Annotated in this window: 21 protein-coding genes; 8 read left to right on the top strand and 13 right to left on the bottom strand. The window is 63.6% G+C overall.

The window, feature by feature from the left end; all coding sequences use genetic code 11:
• Positions 1-30: 30 nt before the first annotated feature.
• The gene (locus tag N511_RS0121280; protein ID WP_027681109.1) at positions 31-2,352 is read right to left on the bottom strand and encodes an AAA family ATPase; all 2,322 of its coding nucleotides are present in this window, start codon (positions 2,350-2,352) and stop codon (positions 31-33) included.
• Between the two features lie 516 nt (positions 2,353-2,868).
• Between N511_RS0121280 and N511_RS0121275 the strand changes: the two genes are divergently transcribed.
• From N511_RS0121275 to hemP, 4 genes are all read left to right on the top strand, one after another.
• The gene (locus tag N511_RS0121275; protein WP_027681108.1) at positions 2,869-3,525 is read left to right on the top strand and encodes an energy transducer TonB; all 657 of its coding nucleotides are present in this window, start codon (positions 2,869-2,871) and stop codon (positions 3,523-3,525) included.
• 48 nt (positions 3,526-3,573) lie between these two features.
• Complete coding sequence (locus tag N511_RS0121270) at positions 3,574-4,302, top strand: MotA/TolQ/ExbB proton channel family protein (protein WP_027681107.1); 729 nt, start codon at positions 3,574-3,576, stop codon at positions 4,300-4,302.
• Between the two features lie 9 nt (positions 4,303-4,311).
• Positions 4,312-4,722, top strand: a complete 411-nt coding sequence (locus tag N511_RS0121265) for an ExbD/TolR family protein (RefSeq protein ID WP_027681106.1) — start codon at positions 4,312-4,314, stop codon at positions 4,720-4,722.
• A gap of 244 nt (positions 4,723-4,966) precedes the next feature.
• Positions 4,967-5,239: a hemin uptake protein HemP gene (gene hemP, locus N511_RS0121260; RefSeq protein ID WP_027681105.1), complete on the top strand. Its 273-nt coding sequence runs from the start codon at positions 4,967-4,969 to the stop codon at positions 5,237-5,239.
• Positions 5,240-5,427: 188 nt separating this feature from the next.
• Here the strand turns inward: hemP and N511_RS0121255 are convergent, their stop codons facing one another.
• From N511_RS0121255 to N511_RS0121235, 5 genes are all read right to left on the bottom strand, one after another.
• Positions 5,428-5,841: a GlcG/HbpS family heme-binding protein gene (locus tag N511_RS0121255; RefSeq protein WP_024972523.1), complete on the bottom strand. Its 414-nt coding sequence runs from the start codon at positions 5,839-5,841 to the stop codon at positions 5,428-5,430.
• Between the two features lie 307 nt (positions 5,842-6,148).
• Entirely contained in the window at positions 6,149-6,436 is a 288-nt protein-coding gene (locus tag N511_RS0121250; RefSeq protein WP_027681104.1) for a hypothetical protein, read from the bottom strand.
• A 243-nt stretch (positions 6,437-6,679) separates the two neighbouring features.
• Positions 6,680-7,018, bottom strand: a complete 339-nt coding sequence (locus N511_RS0121245; protein ID WP_027681103.1) for a hypothetical protein — start codon at positions 7,016-7,018, stop codon at positions 6,680-6,682.
• 157 nt (positions 7,019-7,175) lie between these two features.
• Entirely contained in the window at positions 7,176-7,415 is a 240-nt protein-coding gene (locus tag N511_RS0121240; RefSeq protein WP_027681102.1) for a hypothetical protein, read from the bottom strand.
• A gap of 260 nt (positions 7,416-7,675) precedes the next feature.
• Complete coding sequence (locus N511_RS0121235; protein ID WP_027681101.1) at positions 7,676-8,185, bottom strand: phasin family protein; 510 nt, start codon at positions 8,183-8,185, stop codon at positions 7,676-7,678.
• 190 nt (positions 8,186-8,375) lie between these two features.
• On the opposite strand from N511_RS0121235, the gene N511_RS0121230 reads away from it, so the two are divergent.
• The 4 genes from N511_RS0121230 (at position 8,376) to N511_RS0121215 (ending at position 11,080) form a co-directional block, all read left to right on the top strand.
• Positions 8,376-8,786 (top strand): PRC-barrel domain-containing protein, encoded by a 411-nt coding sequence (locus N511_RS0121230; RefSeq protein ID WP_027681100.1) that lies wholly within the window; start codon positions 8,376-8,378, stop codon positions 8,784-8,786.
• A 138-nt stretch (positions 8,787-8,924) separates the two neighbouring features.
• The gene (locus N511_RS0121225; protein WP_027681099.1) at positions 8,925-9,125 is read left to right on the top strand and encodes a glycine zipper 2TM domain-containing protein; all 201 of its coding nucleotides are present in this window, start codon (positions 8,925-8,927) and stop codon (positions 9,123-9,125) included.
• A 159-nt stretch (positions 9,126-9,284) separates the two neighbouring features.
• On the top strand, positions 9,285-10,247 hold the full coding sequence (nodI, locus tag N511_RS0121220) for a nodulation factor ABC transporter ATP-binding protein NodI (RefSeq protein ID WP_027681098.1): 963 nt from the start codon (positions 9,285-9,287) through the stop codon (positions 10,245-10,247).
• Positions 10,248-10,258: 11 nt separating this feature from the next.
• Positions 10,259-11,080, top strand: a complete 822-nt coding sequence (locus tag N511_RS0121215) for an ABC transporter permease (RefSeq protein ID WP_012762247.1) — start codon at positions 10,259-10,261, stop codon at positions 11,078-11,080.
• A 69-nt stretch (positions 11,081-11,149) separates the two neighbouring features.
• On the opposite strand, the gene purF is transcribed toward N511_RS0121215, so the two are convergent.
• From purF to N511_RS0121180, 7 genes are all read right to left on the bottom strand, one after another.
• Positions 11,150-12,685 carry an amidophosphoribosyltransferase gene (gene purF / locus N511_RS0121210; protein WP_027681097.1) on the bottom strand — a complete coding sequence of 512 codons (1,536 nt, stop codon included), beginning with the start codon at positions 12,683-12,685 and terminating at the stop codon, positions 11,150-11,152.
• Positions 12,686-12,783: 98 nt separating this feature from the next.
• Positions 12,784-13,281, bottom strand: a complete 498-nt coding sequence (locus N511_RS0121205) for a CvpA family protein (protein ID WP_027681096.1) — start codon at positions 13,279-13,281, stop codon at positions 12,784-12,786.
• A gap of 66 nt (positions 13,282-13,347) precedes the next feature.
• Positions 13,348-14,205: an SPOR domain-containing protein gene (locus tag N511_RS0121200; protein WP_027681095.1), complete on the bottom strand. Its 858-nt coding sequence runs from the start codon at positions 14,203-14,205 to the stop codon at positions 13,348-13,350.
• A gap of 13 nt (positions 14,206-14,218) precedes the next feature.
• A complete protein-coding gene (gene folC / locus N511_RS0121195) occupies positions 14,219-15,517 on the bottom strand; it encodes a bifunctional tetrahydrofolate synthase/dihydrofolate synthase (RefSeq protein ID WP_027681094.1) in 1,299 nt (432 codons plus the stop codon).
• A gap of 93 nt (positions 15,518-15,610) precedes the next feature.
• Complete coding sequence (gene accD / locus N511_RS0121190; RefSeq protein WP_027681093.1) at positions 15,611-16,483, bottom strand: acetyl-CoA carboxylase, carboxyltransferase subunit beta; 873 nt, start codon at positions 16,481-16,483, stop codon at positions 15,611-15,613.
• A 30-nt stretch (positions 16,484-16,513) separates the two neighbouring features.
• On the bottom strand, positions 16,514-17,311 hold the full coding sequence (trpA, locus tag N511_RS0121185) for a tryptophan synthase subunit alpha (RefSeq protein ID WP_027681092.1): 798 nt from the start codon (positions 17,309-17,311) through the stop codon (positions 16,514-16,516).
• Positions 17,312-17,325: 14 nt separating this feature from the next.
• A complete protein-coding gene (locus N511_RS0121180) occupies positions 17,326-18,147 on the bottom strand; it encodes a DNA-methyltransferase (RefSeq protein WP_027681091.1) in 822 nt (273 codons plus the stop codon).
• Positions 18,148-18,156 lie beyond the last annotated feature (9 nt).

Genomic DNA, 18,156 nt, shown 5'->3' with positions numbered 1-18,156 from the left:
CATCCGTTCGTACCGTCTACAACCGCACCGTCAACGCGGCGTGAATCCAATGGAGCGCCGCTCGCGCAACTCGGGCTTGATGGAATGCTCCTGCCGCAATTGTGCGAGGAAGGCCTCCGGATCGAGCGTCTCGCCCAGCAGCACAGACTGCTGCTTGACCACCGCGAAATCGCCGGGTGTGAGCATGTCCAGCGACGCCAACATCTCGCGCCACACAGGCTTGAGCGCTTCGGCCTTGCCGCCCAGGGCCTCGGCAATGAACATCTGCTCGCGCTGCGCACGCACCAGCGGCTTGAAGCGGATCTTGAATGCGAACCGCCGCAGCGCCGCCTCGTCAATCCGATCAAACAAATTGGTGGTGCAGACGAAGATGCCGTCAAAGCGCTCCATGCCTTGCAGCATCTCGTTGACTTCCGACACCTCGTAATTGCGCACCGCGCCCTGGCGGCTCTGCATGAAGCTGTCCGCCTCGTCGAGCAACAGCAGTGCGCGTTCCTCTTCGGCGCGCGCGAACATCGCCGCAATCTGCTGCTCGGTTTCGCCGACGTACTTGCTCATCAAGTCTGACGCGCGGCGAATCATCAACGGCATGTCGAGTTGCGCGGCGATATGCTCGGCCAGCACCGTCTTGCCGGTGCCCGGCGGTCCGTAAAAGCACAGCGTTCCGCGTCGCCGCGCACGCAGCGCCTCGATGATCCGCTCCACAGAAAACCGGGTTTCCAGGTTCAGGTAATCCAGCTTGTATTCAGTCACGACGCGATGCGCCTGCACTTCCGGGCGCAAGCCCATCGCCTGATCGGCGTGGTCGAGCTGACGCTCGATCAGCGATTCAGCAGACTCTTCCATTGCCGGCTGCGTCAGGCGCGCAAAGCGTGCGGCAGAGTCGATCTGCGCCGGCGTGAGCGTCTTGCGCGCCGCCAGCTTCGCCATGAAGGCGTCCGACACCTCCAGCCCTTCCAGATGCTTGCGGATGATGCTTTCGCGCACCGTCGGCGGCGGCACCTTCAGCTCGAGGTGGAACTGGAAGCGGCGCAGATACGCCGGGTCGATCTGGCGAATGGAATTCGACACCCAGATCACCGGCACGGGGTTCTGCTCCAGCGTCTGGTTCACCCACGCCTTGCCGTTGACGGAGCCACGCGGCTCCTCGTGGCCGAACAGGCTCATCAGTTCGCGCGTCGGGCCGGGAAAGACGTCTTCCACCTCGTCGAACAGGAGCACTGCGCCGGGCCGTCCGCGCAGAAATGCCTGCGACACCTGCAGCGAGCGATAGCGGTCTTTGCCCGTGAGGCTGTTGCCGTCCTTGTCGAGGCAATCCACTTCGTACAGCTCGCAACCGGCATCGCGCGCCAGCACGCGGGCGAGTTCGGTCTTGCCGGTGCCGGGGGCGCCATACAGCAGGATGTTCACGCCGGCCGCGCGCTGCTGTGAGGCGTTCTCCAACAGCGCCGTAAGGTAGCGTGCATCGGTTTCCACATGCGGGTAGTCGGACTGCGACAGCATGGTCGCCGGCGCGGGGCGCGTGAAGACGGCCATCATGTCCGCTTCGCTGGTGTAGTCACCCAGCAAGACGTGCAACAGGCGGTCGGAGATGCGCATCAGATCGCCCAGATCGGTGACGCTGTTCTCGGGCAGCGGCGGCTCGATCAGCCCCAGCGTCTCGAGCCGAGAACCCGGCCGCAATGACGCGGCGACCTCGGCCGTACTTGCACCCGCCAGATTGGCGAGCAACTGGAAAGCTTCCTGGCTGTGCGCAACCTTGCAGTCGACCATCACGGCGCGCAGGTCGCGCTTGTATTTCACGAGGGAGGCGAACAGCAGCAACGCGCGTTCGTGCGGCGGCAGGCCGAGCACGCGGGCCAGCATGTCGATGTTGCCGACCAGCAAGACGCGCTCGCCGGAGAGCCGCTCACCCAGGGCATCGCACGACGCGCCGAACACGGTGAACATGTCCTTGGCGTGATGTTTGACGTATTCGTCCAGGTAATAGAACAGCGAGCCTTCATCGAAGGCGCTGCTCCACTGGCCGTGCCGATCCATGAACGTAGGCAGGTCAAGCTTGCCGACGGCGCGCCAGCCCGGCATGTCGGCGCAGCGCGCAGAGAGAAAGCGTTGCAGGCGCTGGATGACCGTCACCGGCCAGATCAGCTCCGGCGCGCAAACGGTGAGGATGTCGTTGATATTGGTCCGCAGGTTGAAGCGCAAGCCCATCGCACACACCGTGCGCAGAGCAAACTGTGCGCACATGGAATCGAGCGAGGACAATATCGGCGCCTGCGGCTGCCTTCCGCCCGTGGGGACGAACGTGCCATCGTCGTCAGCGTCGTCCATGTTGAGGTTGGCTTCATCCATGGTCGCCCCCTTCTTCCCCGTTTCACGGTTGGCCGGCCGGTCACCGTGTTTGAATGATTTTCATCCTAGCGCGTTTGCGCACACAGCGTACCCCGGGTCGACCCGTGTCTTTGCAAGTTACGCGCCAACAGCGCCCGGAATCGCCAACCGCCTGCACAGGCAGTTTCGCGCCATCAGCCGTCTGGACGTGATTCCCACCCCACGAAAGACAGGGAATTTCCGCGCAAATAGGAATCATTATCGTTTATACTTCGCCTATCGACACAATAGGCTGAACGCAAACCGTGCTCGGTTGTCGCAACACTGTTGCAGTTGCGGGCCTACAATATCTGTCACGCTGGCGGCGACCCCGCCGGCTTCAACGCTAGGCGCCATGGAATTGCTCCTGAGTCTGCTCATCAGCATTGGGATTTCACTGATCGTCTTCGGCAAGCGCTGACGCTGCGCCGCTTTCGTTGTTCATCCCACCACCATCGCATCGCATTCCTTTTTTCTGCTTTCGATTCCCGGTCGTTGATGATTCACCCTCGTACTCTCAAGATTCTGGTGGTCGTGCTGTTGCTGCACGCGGGCGTGCTGATGTTGATTCAGCTGGGCCTGATCGCGCCGCGCCCGACCGTCGAAGAACCGCTGGAAATCCAGGCGCACATCATTCCCGCCGCGCCTCAGCCGATCAAGCAACCGGAGCCGCCCAAGCAGCAACCGGTCAAGCAAGAGGCGCCCAAGCCCGTCAACATCGTCAAGCCGGTCGCGCAACCCAAACCCACGCCGATGCCGACGCCCGCGCTGCCGCCGTCGGATACCGCCCCCGTGGTGCCCGCCGCCCCGCCCGCGCCGCCGGCACCGGCTCCAGAACCCGCGCCCGCGCCGGCACCTGCGCCGTCTGGCCCCATCAGCATCGGCATCAACGATATCCAGTGCAGCGAGCCGCCGCTGGTCTATCCCAGCATGTCGCAGAAAATGGGCGAGGAAGGCCGCGCCATGGTGAAGATCTCCATCGGCACGGCCGGTGAAGTCACCAACGTGGCGGTGACGTCGTCGTCCGGCTCGCCGCGCCTGGACCGCGCCGCCACCGATGCCGCGCGCGCCATCAAATGCAGCCCCTACAAGCAGAACGGCCGCGCCGTGCCCGTGGTGGCCAGCAAGCCGTTCGTGTTCAAGCTCGATAACTAATCGATTCCGTTTCTCGCTTAGCCTTTCGCTCAATTCAGGACATTCATCATGCAGGAACTCGGTCTTTCCCACCTCTGGACACAAGGCGACATCGTCACCCGCGCGACGGCGATTCTGCTGCTCATCATGTCGCTCGCCTCGTGGATCGTCATCTTGACCAAGGCGTGGGACATCGTGCGTCTGAAGTCGATGGCGCAAGGCGCTGAAAAGCGTTTCTGGCACTCGGACGATTTCGATCACGCCATGCAGACGCTGGGCTCGCCCAAGGACAACCCGTTCCACACGCTCGCGCAAACGGGTCGCGAGGCCGCGCAGCATCACCGCGCCAGCCAGCCGCAGCTGCATGATGTGATGGACATTTCCGACTGGATCACGCGTTCGCTCAAGAGCGCCATCGATGAGTCAGTGGGTCAGATGCAGTCGGGCCTGGCCGTGCTGGCATCGGTCGGCTCCACCGCACCGTTCGTCGGCCTGTTCGGCACGGTGTGGGGCATCTATCACGCCCTGCTCGGGATCGGCGCCGTGGGCGTGCCCACCATCGACAAGGTGGCCGGCCCTGTGGGTGAATCGCTCATCATGACGGCCTTCGGTCTGGCCGTGGCCATTCCGGCGGTGCTCGGCTACAACGCCCTGACGCGCGGTAACAAGGCCATCATCGCCAAGCTCAACCGCTTTGCGCACGACCTGCATGCCTACTTCGTGACCGGCGCGCGCCTGCGCCCGGGCGCCCCGCGCGACGAGGCTGGCGTGCGCCTCGCTGCGGTCAAGCAGCAGTAAGGAGGGGCCATGTCCTTCGGATCTTTCGACAGCGATGACGAGGTGATGAGCGAGATCAACATGACGCCGCTGGTCGACGTCATGCTGGTGCTGCTGATCATCTTCATCATCACCATTCCGGTGATCAACCACGCGGTAAAGATCGACCTGCCGCGCGCGTCCAACAAACCCGACGACGCCAAACCACAAAGCGTGAACGTTGAAATCGACGCACAGGGCCAGGTGTTCTGGAACAACCAGCCGGTCGACGAGGCGACACTGCAAGCCGACATCGCCCAGGCCGCGCAGCAGCAGCCGCAACCTGAGATGCACCTGCGCGCAGACCGCAACGTGCGCTACGAGCGCGTGGCGCAGGTCATGGCGTCCATCCAGCGCGGCGGCCTCTCACGCATCGGCTTTGTAACGGAGCCGCAGCACTAAGGCGGCATCACCACGTTGCCCGAGCGCCGTTCTCGCAGAACGTCCGGCGTCGCGGCACGGCTGACTCACAGCACATCTACACGACCGGGCCTCGCGCCCGGTTTTGTTTTTTCAGGCATGGATCAGCACATCGTCAGTCCACACTTGTAATGATAACGATTCTCATTTAATCTATTTGGCATTCGCTGGAAACCCTTTGCCAGCCAACGTCTCAGCCCATGTTTCCGCCCGCCAGGACATCGCCATGAACGCTTCCGAACACCAAGACGCAGGACGTACCGTGACCCGCCGTCGCCACGTCATCGTGGCCCGCAAGCAACCTGCCGAGCTGCACGCCACTGCGGCAACGTCCGCGGCCGACACCGTTCGCGATATGCCAGTCGCCACCATCGGCGACACCCGGACGATGACCTCCGAACAACTCTTTGCCGGGCAGAACGCGGTGGCCATCCGTCACAACGGCGCGGTCTACACGCTGCGCGTGACGCGCTTCGGCAAACTGATCCTGACCAAGTAACGCCGCAACACGCACCGACTTTTGTGGGGACGTCTCTCTCAGGAGACATTCGGCCGTAGCCAGCCGTCGTCATTTCGCATTGCCGGACGACCGCCAGCCAAGCCCTTCTTTCTGCCCCACCGCGCCCAAAGAAAAAGAGCGCGACCTCCGCCGCGCCCTTCCCTTTGAATCTGTTGCGTGATCGCGTATCAGCAGATCACGTTCACGGCGGCGATACCCGCCTTGGCGATCACGACATCCTCGGTCGACTTCACGCCCGACACACCTACCGCGCCGGCGCAGACGCCTTCCACCATCACCGGCACGCCGCCTTCGAGCATGCCCTGCAGATGCGGCGCCGACAGGAACGAGATGCGGCCATTGTTGATGATGTCTTCGTAGATCTTCGATTCACGGCGGCCCAGCGCTGCGGTACGCGCCTTTTCCGGGGCGATGTACGCCGAGATGGTGGCGCAGCCGTCCATGCGGCGCAGGCCCATCAGATGGCCGCCATCGTCCACCACGGCAATCGTCACGTTCCATTGGTGCGCGCGCGCTTCTTTCTCGGCGGCATCCAGGATCTTGGTGACATCGTCCTGGCACAGGCACGGTTTCGTTTTCATGACGTTCTCCTTGGTGGTTGTAGTGCAATGGCGCAAGGGCTGCGTAGAGCCCGTATCAGGCAAAAGTATGCCACTGGCATCGACCGCTTCCACGACTCTTCCTGAACCAATGACGCAAAAGAGCCGATACATTCCTGCGCTTCAGTATGGTTGAGGATCGTTCCGCTTGCGCCGTACGCCAGTGTTTCGCGGAACGTTGCGGGCCGACGTTAGCACGCGCCCTGCATCAGAAAGATGCACAAAGAAAAAGCCCGGGTATCGCCCGGGCTTGATGTTGCGATGCGGCAGCGCCTCTGCCGCTCTTCCCTTATTTCTGATGATCGTTGCACGCACCGTCCGTGTACGGATCGGCACGACCCGTCTTGGCCCCGTCGGTATAGGGGTCGGCGCGGCCCATCTTCGCGCCATCGGTGTAAGGATCGGCACGGCCGGCCTTGGCGCCGTCTGTGTAAGGGTCGGCGCGGCTGACCTTTTGGGCGGGCTGATACGGATCAAGCGAGCCGGCGTGCGCGACCGCTGCGCCCAGCGCCAAGGCCAAGCCGCTTGCGGCGGCAATCAGGGTGCGCGTTGCAATGCGTTGCGTGGTGACTTGCATAGGAACTCCTTCGGTCATGACACTGCGAACATGACGTGCACCGCTGCGGCACACGTGCCCGCATCATTCATGCGGACGTCATATCGACCGGGTAGGCAGACCGCCGGTTCTGCCCCGCGCTCCTTTGTCGCGGTGCAGGTGGGCGCCTATCCGTCGTGCAAATCGACGCAGTTCCTGTGCCACGCCCGCGCACGCCGATAAAGAAAAAGGCTTCCGCAGGAGCCTTTGTTGTCGGCAGAGGGCTTAACGCCAGTGCCCCCAGTGACGGCCGTCGTACCAGCGGTAACGCGGGCCCCAACGGTACCAGCCCGCGCCCACCACCACAGGTGCCGGACCATAGGCAGGCGGACCGTAGTAGACCGGCGCCGGGGCGTAATACGCCGGAGGCGGCGGAGGCGGCGCGTAGTAAGCCGGGGGCGGCGGCGGGTAATACACCGGCGCCGGTGCCACATACACAGGCGCTACCGGTACGCCAAATCCGATGCCGACGCTCACGTGCGCCGACGCCATCTGCGGCACAGCCAGCGCTGCCAGTGCGGCTGCACCTGCAATCCACAGCACATTGCGTCGAATCATCTTCATCACCTGCGGCTTGGAGCGCCGGGCAAATCCGTAGCCGGCGCGGAATACGGTATTTGTATTGTATTCAGGGCCGCTGACACAGGTGATACGGCGCTGGCGAATTGGTAACAGAACGTAACGCCGCGCCGCGACGCCAGCATCATCAAAATCGCTGACATCAATCCAGCGCGGGGCTGCAGTCAAGCTCGCCGGAAGCGATCATCGCTTCGGCATATGCGCGCGCCGCCTCCATGGCGCTTGAAGCGCTCGGATACGTGTTGGCCGATGCGCGCACCGTCGTACGGGCTAACAGGGTCTCGCCATCGCTGACGCGCAGGATACTGACTTCGGCGCGCCACGCTTGCGGCGAGAGTTCATAGGCAGATACCTCGATTTTGCAGTCGTCTCGGAAAGTCATGCGTCCTCCGTGTCGTATTGGATAAGCCAGGCTGCGTGTCAATGCACGAACAGCCAGATCACCAGCAACACAATCGCGGGAACACCCAAGAGCCACGCAACGAGATAGGACATGACGACCTCCTACATGTTGATAGGCATGTAGGAAGTGTAGAGATGCGCGCACGGGCGGACTGTCGACCTCCGCCCGTGCTGTTTTGTAGGACTGTACCGAAACGACTGTCGGCCCACGCCGACGCTTCTCACCCGTATAGAGGAGGTTCAGCGTGCAGTGCCGTCCCTGGCGGCCACGTCACTTGGCACCAGAATCCGGCTCCCGCCGGCATCCTCAGCCGCTTCTGCGGCGGCCACTTCCAGACCCACGGACGCCTTGAAAAAATTCACTGCCGCCTCGGCCCCAGGAGGCGCCGCGTCCGCAAGATTCTCGGCAACGAAACCCCATTGGCGACGCACTTCATCGCCGTGGCGTTGCAAGGCGCGGGCAATGCCGTTTTGGGTCTCCACGCCAATCTCTACAAAGTTGCGTGTGTAGCCGGAGACGCGTTCGCCGGCGGGTTGCAGATAGCGCGCTTGCGCATTCCACCATTCGCCTGCGTCCTGTGCGCCAGCGGCGTCTTGCAGGCAATGTTCCGTCTCGCCAAGACCCGCCTTGATGGCCTGCAGATTAAGCCCGATCAGGCGATTGACACCGCTCACCGCCTCTTCAGTGACGGCCATCCAGGTTTCAAGTTGTGATCGTTGCAGAACGCCGAGTTGCTCCAGAGTCATCATGTCGGTTGCTCCCTCGTGAGATCGATGATTACGGCCAGCAGGTGCCGGGCGTTTCAGTGTAGTTGCGTGCGAAGCCGATTTCCGCGACATCACCCGTTTGTCCTACAGGTGTTTCGGACGCGCTCGCCTGCGCCGGCAGCCATGTGCGCGTTAGAGTCGATCGCATCCTTCACCAGACCACGGAGTCACGATGAAACGTCTCGCTGCTGCCCTGATCGCTACCGCCTCCATTGCCGCCGCGCCGCAAGCTTTCGCGCAAGTCGCGGGCCACGCCGCGCTCGGTGTATCCGTGACCGAACTCGATGCGGTCATCAAGGGCGTGAGTGTGAAGAAACAAGTGCTGGGCAAGACCATCTACAACGAGGCCAACGAGAAGGTTGGCAATGTGCAGGATCTGATCGTGACGCCCGAAAACGCCGTCTCGTTCGCCATCGTGGGTGCGGGTGGCTTTGTGGGCGTGGGGCGCCACGACGTTGCGATCCCTGTGAATCAATTCAAGTACGACCAAGGCAAGATCGTGCTTCCTGGCGCAACCAAAGACGCCATCAAGGCACTGCCGGAATTCAAATACGAACGGCAGGAGAAGCCTGCCAAGGCCTGACGACCGGCGGAGCTTTGCCATCAGAAGCCGTGCGCGATGTGTGGGAATCGGCTGACACGCCTTTCAGGCAACGTCACCTGCACATCATGGCGCGCACGACCTTCAATAGAGGCACACAAACGACAAAAGGAGTTTGTTATGCGTGCCTTCGTATCCTTGGTTCTGGCGGCCGCATTGGCATCCGTCAGCGGATGCGCGGACATGACGCCAAAGCAGCGTAATACCGCGTTGGGCGCAGCCGCAGGTGGTGTCGCCGGGGCGGCCATCTGGGGCGGCCCGGGCGCGACGCTCGGCGGCGCTGCGCTGGGTGGCGTGGTCGGTAACGCCGTCACCAAGTAACCCCGCCAAGCGCGCTGCGATGCGCGCGCTGCAAGCTCGGGCCAGGCCATGTCGCCTGGCCCTTTTTATTGCCTGAGAGCAACACCACGCCATCGCACATTCCCCTCATACGCATATGCAAATGCCGGCGCATAATCGGCGTTTTGCAACGGAGGCAATGTGCGATACGAGCAAGAGGGTTTTGGCGTGAGCAGCACACCGATCCTGAGCGTCGAAGGCCTGCGCAAACGTTACGGTGACCAGACGGTGGTCGACAACCTCAGCTTCAGCGTCCGGCGCGGCCAGTGCTTCGGGCTGCTCGGCCCCAACGGCGCCGGCAAGACCACCACGCTGCGCATGCTGCTCGGGATGACGATGCCCGATGCGGGCAGCCTGAGGCTGTGCGACGAGCCGGTTCCCGAAGCCGCGCACCGCGCTCGCATGCGCGTAGGCGTGGTGCCGCAGTTCGACAATCTCGACCCTGATTTCTCCGTCTCGGAAAACCTGCGCATCTTCGGCCGCTACTTTGGCCTGTCGGCGGCGACCATTCGCGAGCGCATCCCAACCTTGCTGGAATTTGCGCGGCTTGAACAGAAGGCCGATGCGCCCGTGCGCGCGCTCTCGGGTGGCATGAAGCGGCGGCTGACGGTCGCACGCGCGTTGATCAACGATCCGGACATCCTCGTCATGGACGAGCCCACCACGGGCCTCGACCCGCAGGCGCGGCACCTGATCTGGGAACGCCTGCGCTCGTTGCTCGCTGCCGGCAAGACCATCCTGCTGACCACGCATTTCATGGAAGAAGCCGAGCGCCTGTGCGACGAACTCTGCGTGATCGACAACGGCCGCAAGATCGCGCAAGGCAAGCCGCAGGAACTCATCGCTCGCGAAATCGGCTGCGACGTGGTTGAAGTCTACGGCGACGATCTCAACGCCCTTCGCACACTGCTCACGCCACTGGCGGAGCGCGTCGAAATCAGCGGCGAGACGCTCTTCTGCTACGCGCGCGATCCGCAGCCGCTCGTGGCCGCGCTGCGCACACAGGCGGAAACGCACACCATGCCCGGCCTGCGCTACCTGCACCGCCCGGCCAATCTCGAAGATGTGTTCCTGCGCCTGACCGGCCGCGAAATGCGTGACTGAGAGAACCGCACATGTCTACTGAAACCGCACTCACTCCGCCACAGCAGCAGGCCTTTCCGCAGCCGCTGCTGCCGCTCAACTTCCGCAACTGGCAATACGTCTGGCTGCGCAATTTCATGGTGTGGCGCAAGCTGGCCATTCCGTCGATGGCAGGCAACCTGGCCGACCCGATGATCTACCTGTTCGGTCTCGGCCTCGGGCTCGGCCTGCTCGTCGGGCGCGTTGACGGCGTGTCGTATATCGCCTTCCTGGCGGCCGGCACCGTGGCGTCCAGCACGATGATGTCGGCGAGCTTCGAAGCGATGTATTCGGCGTTTTCGCGCATGCACGTGCAACGTACGTGGGAGGCGATCCTGTACGCGCCGCTGAGCCTGGGCGACGTGGTCCTCGGCGAGCTGTTCTGGGCGGCCAGCAAGTCGGTGCTCTCTGGCCTGGCGATCATGCTCGTCGCGGGCGCCCTTGGTTATGCGTCGATGCCGCAGGCGCTGCTTGCCCTGCCCGTCATCGTGCTGACCGGATTCACGTTCGCCTGCCTGGCGATGAACATGACGGCGCTTGCGCCCAACTACGACTTCTTCATGTTCTACCAGACGCTGGTGATCACGCCGATGATGCTGCTCTCGGGCGTGTTCTTCCCGCTGTCGCAGCTGCCGGCGCCTGTGCGCGCGGCGACAAGCGTCCTGCCATTGCCGCATGCGGTGGACTTGATCCGACCCCTGATGCTCGGGCGCACGCCTGACAACATCGCGCTGCACCTCGGCGTCTTGCTGCTGTACGCCGTGGCCGCGCTGCTGCTGTGCCTGTGGCTGCTGCGTCGTCGCATGCTCAAGTAAGGCACGATCGCAACGCCCAACAAAAAAGCCCGTCGCAATGACGGGCTTTTCGTTTGCTGCGTTCGAGATTTACTCGTTCACGGCAGAGCGCTGCAGGTGCAGTTGCGTGCGCGGATCATCGTTCTGCGCATTCTCACGATCCGCCTTGGCCGAATTGTTCCGCGCAGCCTCCAGGCGATCGAGGTACGCCTCATCAATGTCGCCCGTCACGTACTTGCCGTCAAAGCACGAGGCGTCGAAATCCTTCAGTGCCGGATTGACGTCGCGCACGGCGCGCTTCATGTCTTCCACGTCCTGGTACACGAGCTGATCTGCGCCGATGATCTTGGCGATCTCTTCGTGCGTGCGGCCGTAAGCCACCAGTTCACCGCGCGTCGGCATGTCGATACCGTACACATTCGGGAACTTCACCGGCGGCGCGGCCGAAGCGAAGATCACCTTCTTGGCACCGGCATCGCGCGCCATCTGCACGATCTCCGACGACGTCGTGCCACGCACGATGGAGTCGTCGACGATCAGCACGTTCTTGTCCTTGAACTCGATCGCCATGGCGTTGAGCTTCTGGCGCACGGACTTCTTGCGCACCGCCTGGCCCGGCATGATGAAGGTGCGACCCACGTAGCGGTTCTTGAAGAAACCTTCGCGGTACGGCACGCCCAGGTGATTGGCCACCTGCATGGCAGCCGGGCGGGACGAATCCGGAATCGGCATCACCACGTCGATCCTGTCGGTCACCTCGCGCTTGATCTTCTCTGCCAGGTAATCGCCCATGCGCAGGCGGGCGTCGTACACCGACACACCGTCCATGCGGGAATCCGGACGGGCCAGGTACACGTATTCAAAGATGCACGGCGAAAGCACCGGGTTGGCGGCGCACTGCTTGGTGTGCAGCTTGCCCTCGAGGTCGATGAAGATGGCTTCGCCCGGCGCGACGTCACGCTCGAACTTGAAGCCGATGCCTTCCAGCGCCACCGACTCCGACGCGACCATATATTCGATGTGGCCTTCCGGCGTTTCCTGGCTACCGAGTGCGAGCGGGCGGATGCCAAACGGATCGCGCACAGCCAGCACGCCGTAGCCCGAAATCTCGGCAGCGATGGCGTACGAACCGCGCACGCGGCGGTGCAGGCCTTCCACCGCGGTGAAGATGGAATCGCGGTTCAGCGGAATATCGTTGCTGGCGCGTTGCAATTCGTCGGCCAGCACGTTGAGCAGCACTTCAGAGTCAGACTGCGTGTTGATGTGGCGGCGGTCGCGCCGGAACATCTCTTCGCGAAGCTGATCGGAGTTCGTCAGGTTGCCGTTGTGCGCCAGCACGATGCCGAACGGCGCGTTGACATAGAACGGCTGGGCCTCTTCCTCGCTGGACGAGCCCGCGGTCGGATAACGCACTTGGCCGATGCCGCTCGTGCCCGGCAGGCCGCGCATGTTGCGGGTGCGGAATACGTCGCGCACCATGCCGTTGGCCTTGTGCATGTGGAAAGTGCTGCCTGATGCGGTGGCGATGCCCGCCGCGTCCTGCCCCCGGTGTTGCAGAAGCAACAGGCTGTCGTAGATCAGCTGATTGACGGGCGTGGCGGAGACCACCCCAACGATACCGCACATGTCGAACTCCAGCGAGAACGTATTTGATGGCGCCCACACCCGTTGCGGGCACCGAAAAAGCTTCCCGGATCGCCTAGCTTGTGGCCAGACGCTCCAGATCAATAGTGAACATACTTTGCGACATCCGGCGGCAACAACGGCTTGGCTGCTTGTGCCGCCTGCTCCGCATAGGGCCGCGTGATCGCGTCGCGCCAAAATGGTTGCTCGGGCAGACTGGTAAAGCCGGCCACCGTCATCAACACGAGGATGATCACGCCACCGCGTGCCAATCCGAACACCATCCCCAGGCCGCGATCTGCCGGCTTGAGGCCTGCGCTTGCCAGCGCCGCTGAAAGCAAGGCACCCACCGACGAAGTCGCAATCACCGTCACGATAAACAGTAGGACGAAACCGAGAATGGTGCGTGCGACCGGGCCGCCAGGCAGCGATTCTGGCATCCAGCCCGCCGCTACACCCGAAAACGTGTACGCCACCCACGCGGCAAACAACCACCCGAGCAGCGCCAGCACTTCGCGAATCAGCCCGCGAAACAACCCGATCAGCGCCGACGTGACGATGATGAACAGCACACCGTAGTCAAAAAAAGTCGGTTGCATCACGCAGCGGCTTGCATTGACGGTGGCGGAATGCGGCGTGCGCTGAATACACGGTCGGCCGCATCGTCATTGCTGTACGAGCTTGGGCGTCAGGCCGATCTGCTCGGCACGTTTCTGCGCCGCTTCGGCGGACGCACGATCGTTGAACGGGCCCGCACGCAGCAGCGCCAGATCGCCCTTTTCAGGCACCTTCTTGTGTTCGATGTAACCGGGAATCTTTTCGCCCTTGAGCTTGCCCAGCCAATTGCGGGCGCGGTCTTCGGAAGCGAAGGCGCCGATCAGCAGGATGAACTTGCCGCCGTTGGCATCGGTGCTCGGTGCAGCCGCTTGCTGTGCGGGCTGGGCGGCGGGTTGGGCGGGTTTCGTCGCTGGCTTGGGCTCGGCGGGTGGCGTCACGCTGGCAACCGGCTTGGGCGACGTCGCCGGCTTAGCCGAAGCCGGTGCGTCTTGAGCTGCCGGCGCTTCATTGTTGGCCACGACCTCTTCGCCCTGATCAAGCGCCTGAGCCTGATCGTTCGACGAATTTGCAGGACGCGAGGCGGAGCGCCGGCTGGCGACCTTCGGCTCGTCGGTCGACGGCTTTGCCCCACGATCGACCGGCTGATCCTGGATCTGCACGGCCACGGCATCCGCCACGGGGCGCGGCTTGGCGTCGAAGATGAGCGGCAGCACGATCACGGCGGCGCCCACGAGCACCACGGCGCCGATCAGCCGGCGGCGAGCGCGTTGTTTTTGCGGGAGTTCGGGATCAAGGCCGTCGTCGTCATCGTCGGTGCGACGCGAGGCCCGGCTGCGGGCATTCGACGATGCGCGAGAGCCGCGCACCGCATCACGGGCCACATCGGCAGCACTGCCGGCGGTTGCGCCGCGTGTGCGTTCGCCTTCAGCGTTCTTGCGGGAGGAGAAGATGGAAAACAGTCCCATGAGGGCCCCGGGTTTAGTGCGCGCGACTCTTGCGCTCCGCCAGCACGCCGGCAACGGTGTAGAACGATCCGAAGACCACGATTCTATCATCCTCGGTCGCCCGCTCCATGGCGTTGCGATAGGCTGTGGCGGGATCGCTGAATGTGCTCACGCTGGACTCCTTCCCTGCGCGGAAACCGGCGTCGGCCAGCGCCTGCGCCAAGCTCGCGGCGCTCGCCGCACGCGGCGTGGGCAAATCGGTCAGGCACCAGTGGTCGACCTTGTCGAGCATGTGGCCCAGCACACCGGCGACGTCCTTGTCCTGCATCGCACCGAACACCGCGTAGGTGTAACGGTAGAAGCCCATGTTCTCCAGGTTCTGACCTAGCGCGGCCGACGCGTGCGGGTTGTGCGCGACGTCCAGCACGACGGAAGGACGCCCCGGAAGCACCTGGAAACGCCCCGGCAGCACCACCTGCGACAGCCCAAGACGCACGTCCTGCGCCGAGATCGGCAACCGGTCGCGCACCGACTCCAACGCTGCCAGCGCGGCCGATGCATTCAGCAGTTGGTTCGCCCCGCGCAATGCCGGGTAGCCGAGGCTAGGCCAACGACGCCCGCGCCCGCTGAAACCCCACTGCTGCTTGTCGCCCTGGAAGTTGAAATCGCGGCCGATCAGCCAGAGGTCTGCGCCGATCGCTTCAGCGTGTTTGACCAGGGAGATGGGCGGCACCGGGTCAGAACAGATCGCCGGCTTGCCTGCGCGGAAGATGCCGGCTTTCTCAAAGCCGATGGCCTCGCGGGTGTCCCCCAGGTACGCCATGTGGTCGAGATCGACACTGGTGATGACGGCGCAATCGGTATCGACAATGTTGACCGCATCCAGCCGACCGCCCAGGCCGACTTCCAGGATCACCGCATCGAGACCCGCGTTGGCGAACAGATGCATGATCGCCAGCGTGGTGAATTCGAAGTACGTCAGGCCGACGGGCTCGGAAAAGCTGCAGCGCGCGCGTTCCACCGCCTCAAAGTGCGGCAGCAGCATCGCGTCGGTGGCGATCTCGCCATTCACGCGTGCACGCTCGTTGAAATCGATCAGGTGCGGCGAGGTATGGCAACCCACCTTGTAGCCAGCGGCCAGGAGGATCGCCTCCAGCATCGCGCAAGTCGAGCCCTTGCCATTGGTACCGCCCACCGTGAAGACGACTGATTTGAACTCCAGCCCGAGCGCATCGCGCACGCGACTGATGCGCGCCAGGCCCATGTCGATGCCGACCGGGTGTGCGGTTTCCAGGTGAGCGAGCCAGTCGGGCAGCGTGTCGAATGTAGGCATGCGAAATAGGTGGCGCGGCGTCAGCGAATCGGGCCGCGCAAAAACAAGAAGCGCGGACTCTCGCCCGCGCTTCGGTTCAACAGATGTGCGGCATCAGGCCAGTGCGTCGGCCGGCTGCTTCTGCAGGAGCGCCAGAAGCTCGGCGATCTCGCGGCGCATGTTGCGGCGATCGACGATCATGTCGATGGCACCCTTCTGCAGCAGGAACTCGGCGCGCTGGAAGCCTTCCGGCAGCTTCTCGCGAACGGTTTGTTCGATCACGCGCGGGCCGGCAAAGCCGATCAGCGCCTTCGGTTCGGCGATCACCACGTCGCCCATGAAGGCGAAGCTGGCGGACACGCCGCCCATGGTCGGATCGGTCAGCACGCTGATGAACGGCAGCTTGGCTTCAGCCAGCTTCTGGATCATCGACGTCGTCTTCGCCATCTGCATGAGCGACAGCAGGCTTTCCTGCATGCGCGCGCCACCGGTGGCCGACACGCAGATGAACGGTACCTTTTGCTCCAGCGCCGTCTGTGCGCCGCGCGTGAAACGCTCGCCCACCACGGAGCCCATCGAGCCGCCCATGAATTCGAACTCGAAGCACGCCACGACGACCGGCAGCGCGTGAATGGCGCCGCCCATCACGACCATGGCGTCGGTTTCACCCGTGTCGTCCATCGCCGCCTTAATGCGGTCGGGGTACTTCTTCGTGTCCTTGAACTTGAGCGCGTCGACCGGGAGGATCTCCTGGCCCAGCTCATAGCGGCCTTCGGCGTCCAGCAGTGCGTCCAGGCGGGCGCGGGCGCCGATGCGCATATGGTGATCGCACTTCGGGCAAACGTGCAGGTTGGCCTCGACGTCGGTCCGATACAGCACCGACTCGCAAGCCGGGCATTTGACCCACAGGCCTTCGGGAATGCCCTTGCGCTGCGACGGGTCGGTCTGTTGGATCTTGGGCGGAAGCAGTTTGTCCAGCCAGCTCATGCGTGCTCCTTGAATGCGGTGTCGCGCAGATCAGGCGTCCAGCGCCTGGCGGATCTCCGCGATGAAATCAGTCAAGTATTGTACCGCTTGTTCGCGAGGAGCTTCCTCCAACAATTGCACAATGCGGGATCCGATGACCACCGCATCCGCAACACCGCCGATCGCACGAGCAGTTGCCGCATCACGGATGCCGAAACCGACGCCCACGGGCAGCCGCGCGTGCTGGCGGATCTGCGGAATGCGTTCAGCCACCGCGTCCAGGTCGATGGTGGCGGCGCCCGTCACGCCTTTGAGCGAGACGTAATAGATGTAGCCGCTGGCCACACGGGCAATCTGCGCGATGCGTGCTTCGGTGGAGGTGGGCGCCAACAGGAAGATCGGATCGATGCCGGCGGCGCGCATGGTCTTGGCAAAGGCCTCGCATTCTTCCGGCGGGTAGTCGACCACGAGGACACCGTCCACGCCCGCTTCGGATGCCGCCTTGGCAAAGGCTTCGACGCCCATCCGCTCGATCGGGTTGGCGTAGCCCATGAGCACCACGGGCGTCGTCGAGTCGGTGGTGCGAAAAACACGCACATACTCCAGCACCGTGCGCAGGCCCACCTTCTTGGCCAATGCGCGCTCGGACGCACGTTGGATCACCGGACCATCGGCCATCGGGTCGGAAAACGGCACGCCCAGTTCGATGACGTTGGAGCCGCCCTTGACCAGCGCGTGCATCAGGTCGACGGTCATCTCGGGATACGGATCGCCGGCCGTGATGAACGGAATCAGGCCCTTGCGGCCCTGCGCAGACAGTTGTGAGAAGGTTTGAGCGATGCGGGACATAGGGGGATCAGGTTTCAGGCGACCTTGATGGTCTCAGGCGCCTGCGATTCAGTCGGTTGCGCGTTGGCGTCAGCGGCGGCATGCACAGCAGCCACCCGTTCGCGCGCCACGCGGCAATAGTCGGCGTTGATCTCGAAGCCGGCGAAACGGCGGCCAAGCCTTGCACACGCGGCCGCCGTGGTGCCGCTGCCCAGGAACGGGTCCAGCACCAGGCCGCCCGGCGGGCAGCTTGCCAGGATCATGCGCTCCACCAGTTCCAGCGGCTTCTGCGTCGGATGCTCTGCGCGCTCGGGGTCTTGCCGGTGCAGGCGCGACACGCTCCACACGTCCTTCGGGTTGTAGCCGACTTCCAGCCACTTCTTGCCCTCGAAACGCTTGCGGCTGCGCGCCTTCTTCGTTTCGGCGTCGTACGGAATGCGCACGGCGTCGACATCGAAGTAGTAATCGCGTGAAGCGGCAAAAAAGCCGATGTTGTCGTGCACCGACGAGAACTTGCGCGTGCTGCCGCCCATGCTCGGCACGCGGCGGTCCCAGATGATCTCGTTGACCATCGTGAGGCGTCGCTTGAGCATCACGAACAGTTCCGGCGCGTATTGCCACGTGCAGAACAGGTAGAGCGATCCGCTGCGCGCCAGCTTGGGCCGCACCGCATCGATCCAGCGTTCGGACCAGGCGAGATAGGCATCACCCGACAGCTTGTCGGAATCGTTGCCGTAATCCTTGCCCAGGCCGTACGGCGGATCGGCGATGACGAGGTCGACGCTACCGTCGGCCAGATGCCCGACCCCGGTAATGCAGTCCTCGTTGAAGATGCCATCGATGGCGCGCTCGGTCATGCGGCGTCC

The organism is Ralstonia sp. UNC404CL21Col (genome assembly GCF_000620465.1).
GTDB lineage: Bacteria > Pseudomonadota > Gammaproteobacteria > Burkholderiales > Burkholderiaceae > Ralstonia > Ralstonia flatus.
The sequence above is the reverse complement of the archived record's forward strand: the minus strand, read 5'-3'. Positions and strand labels throughout refer to the sequence as shown.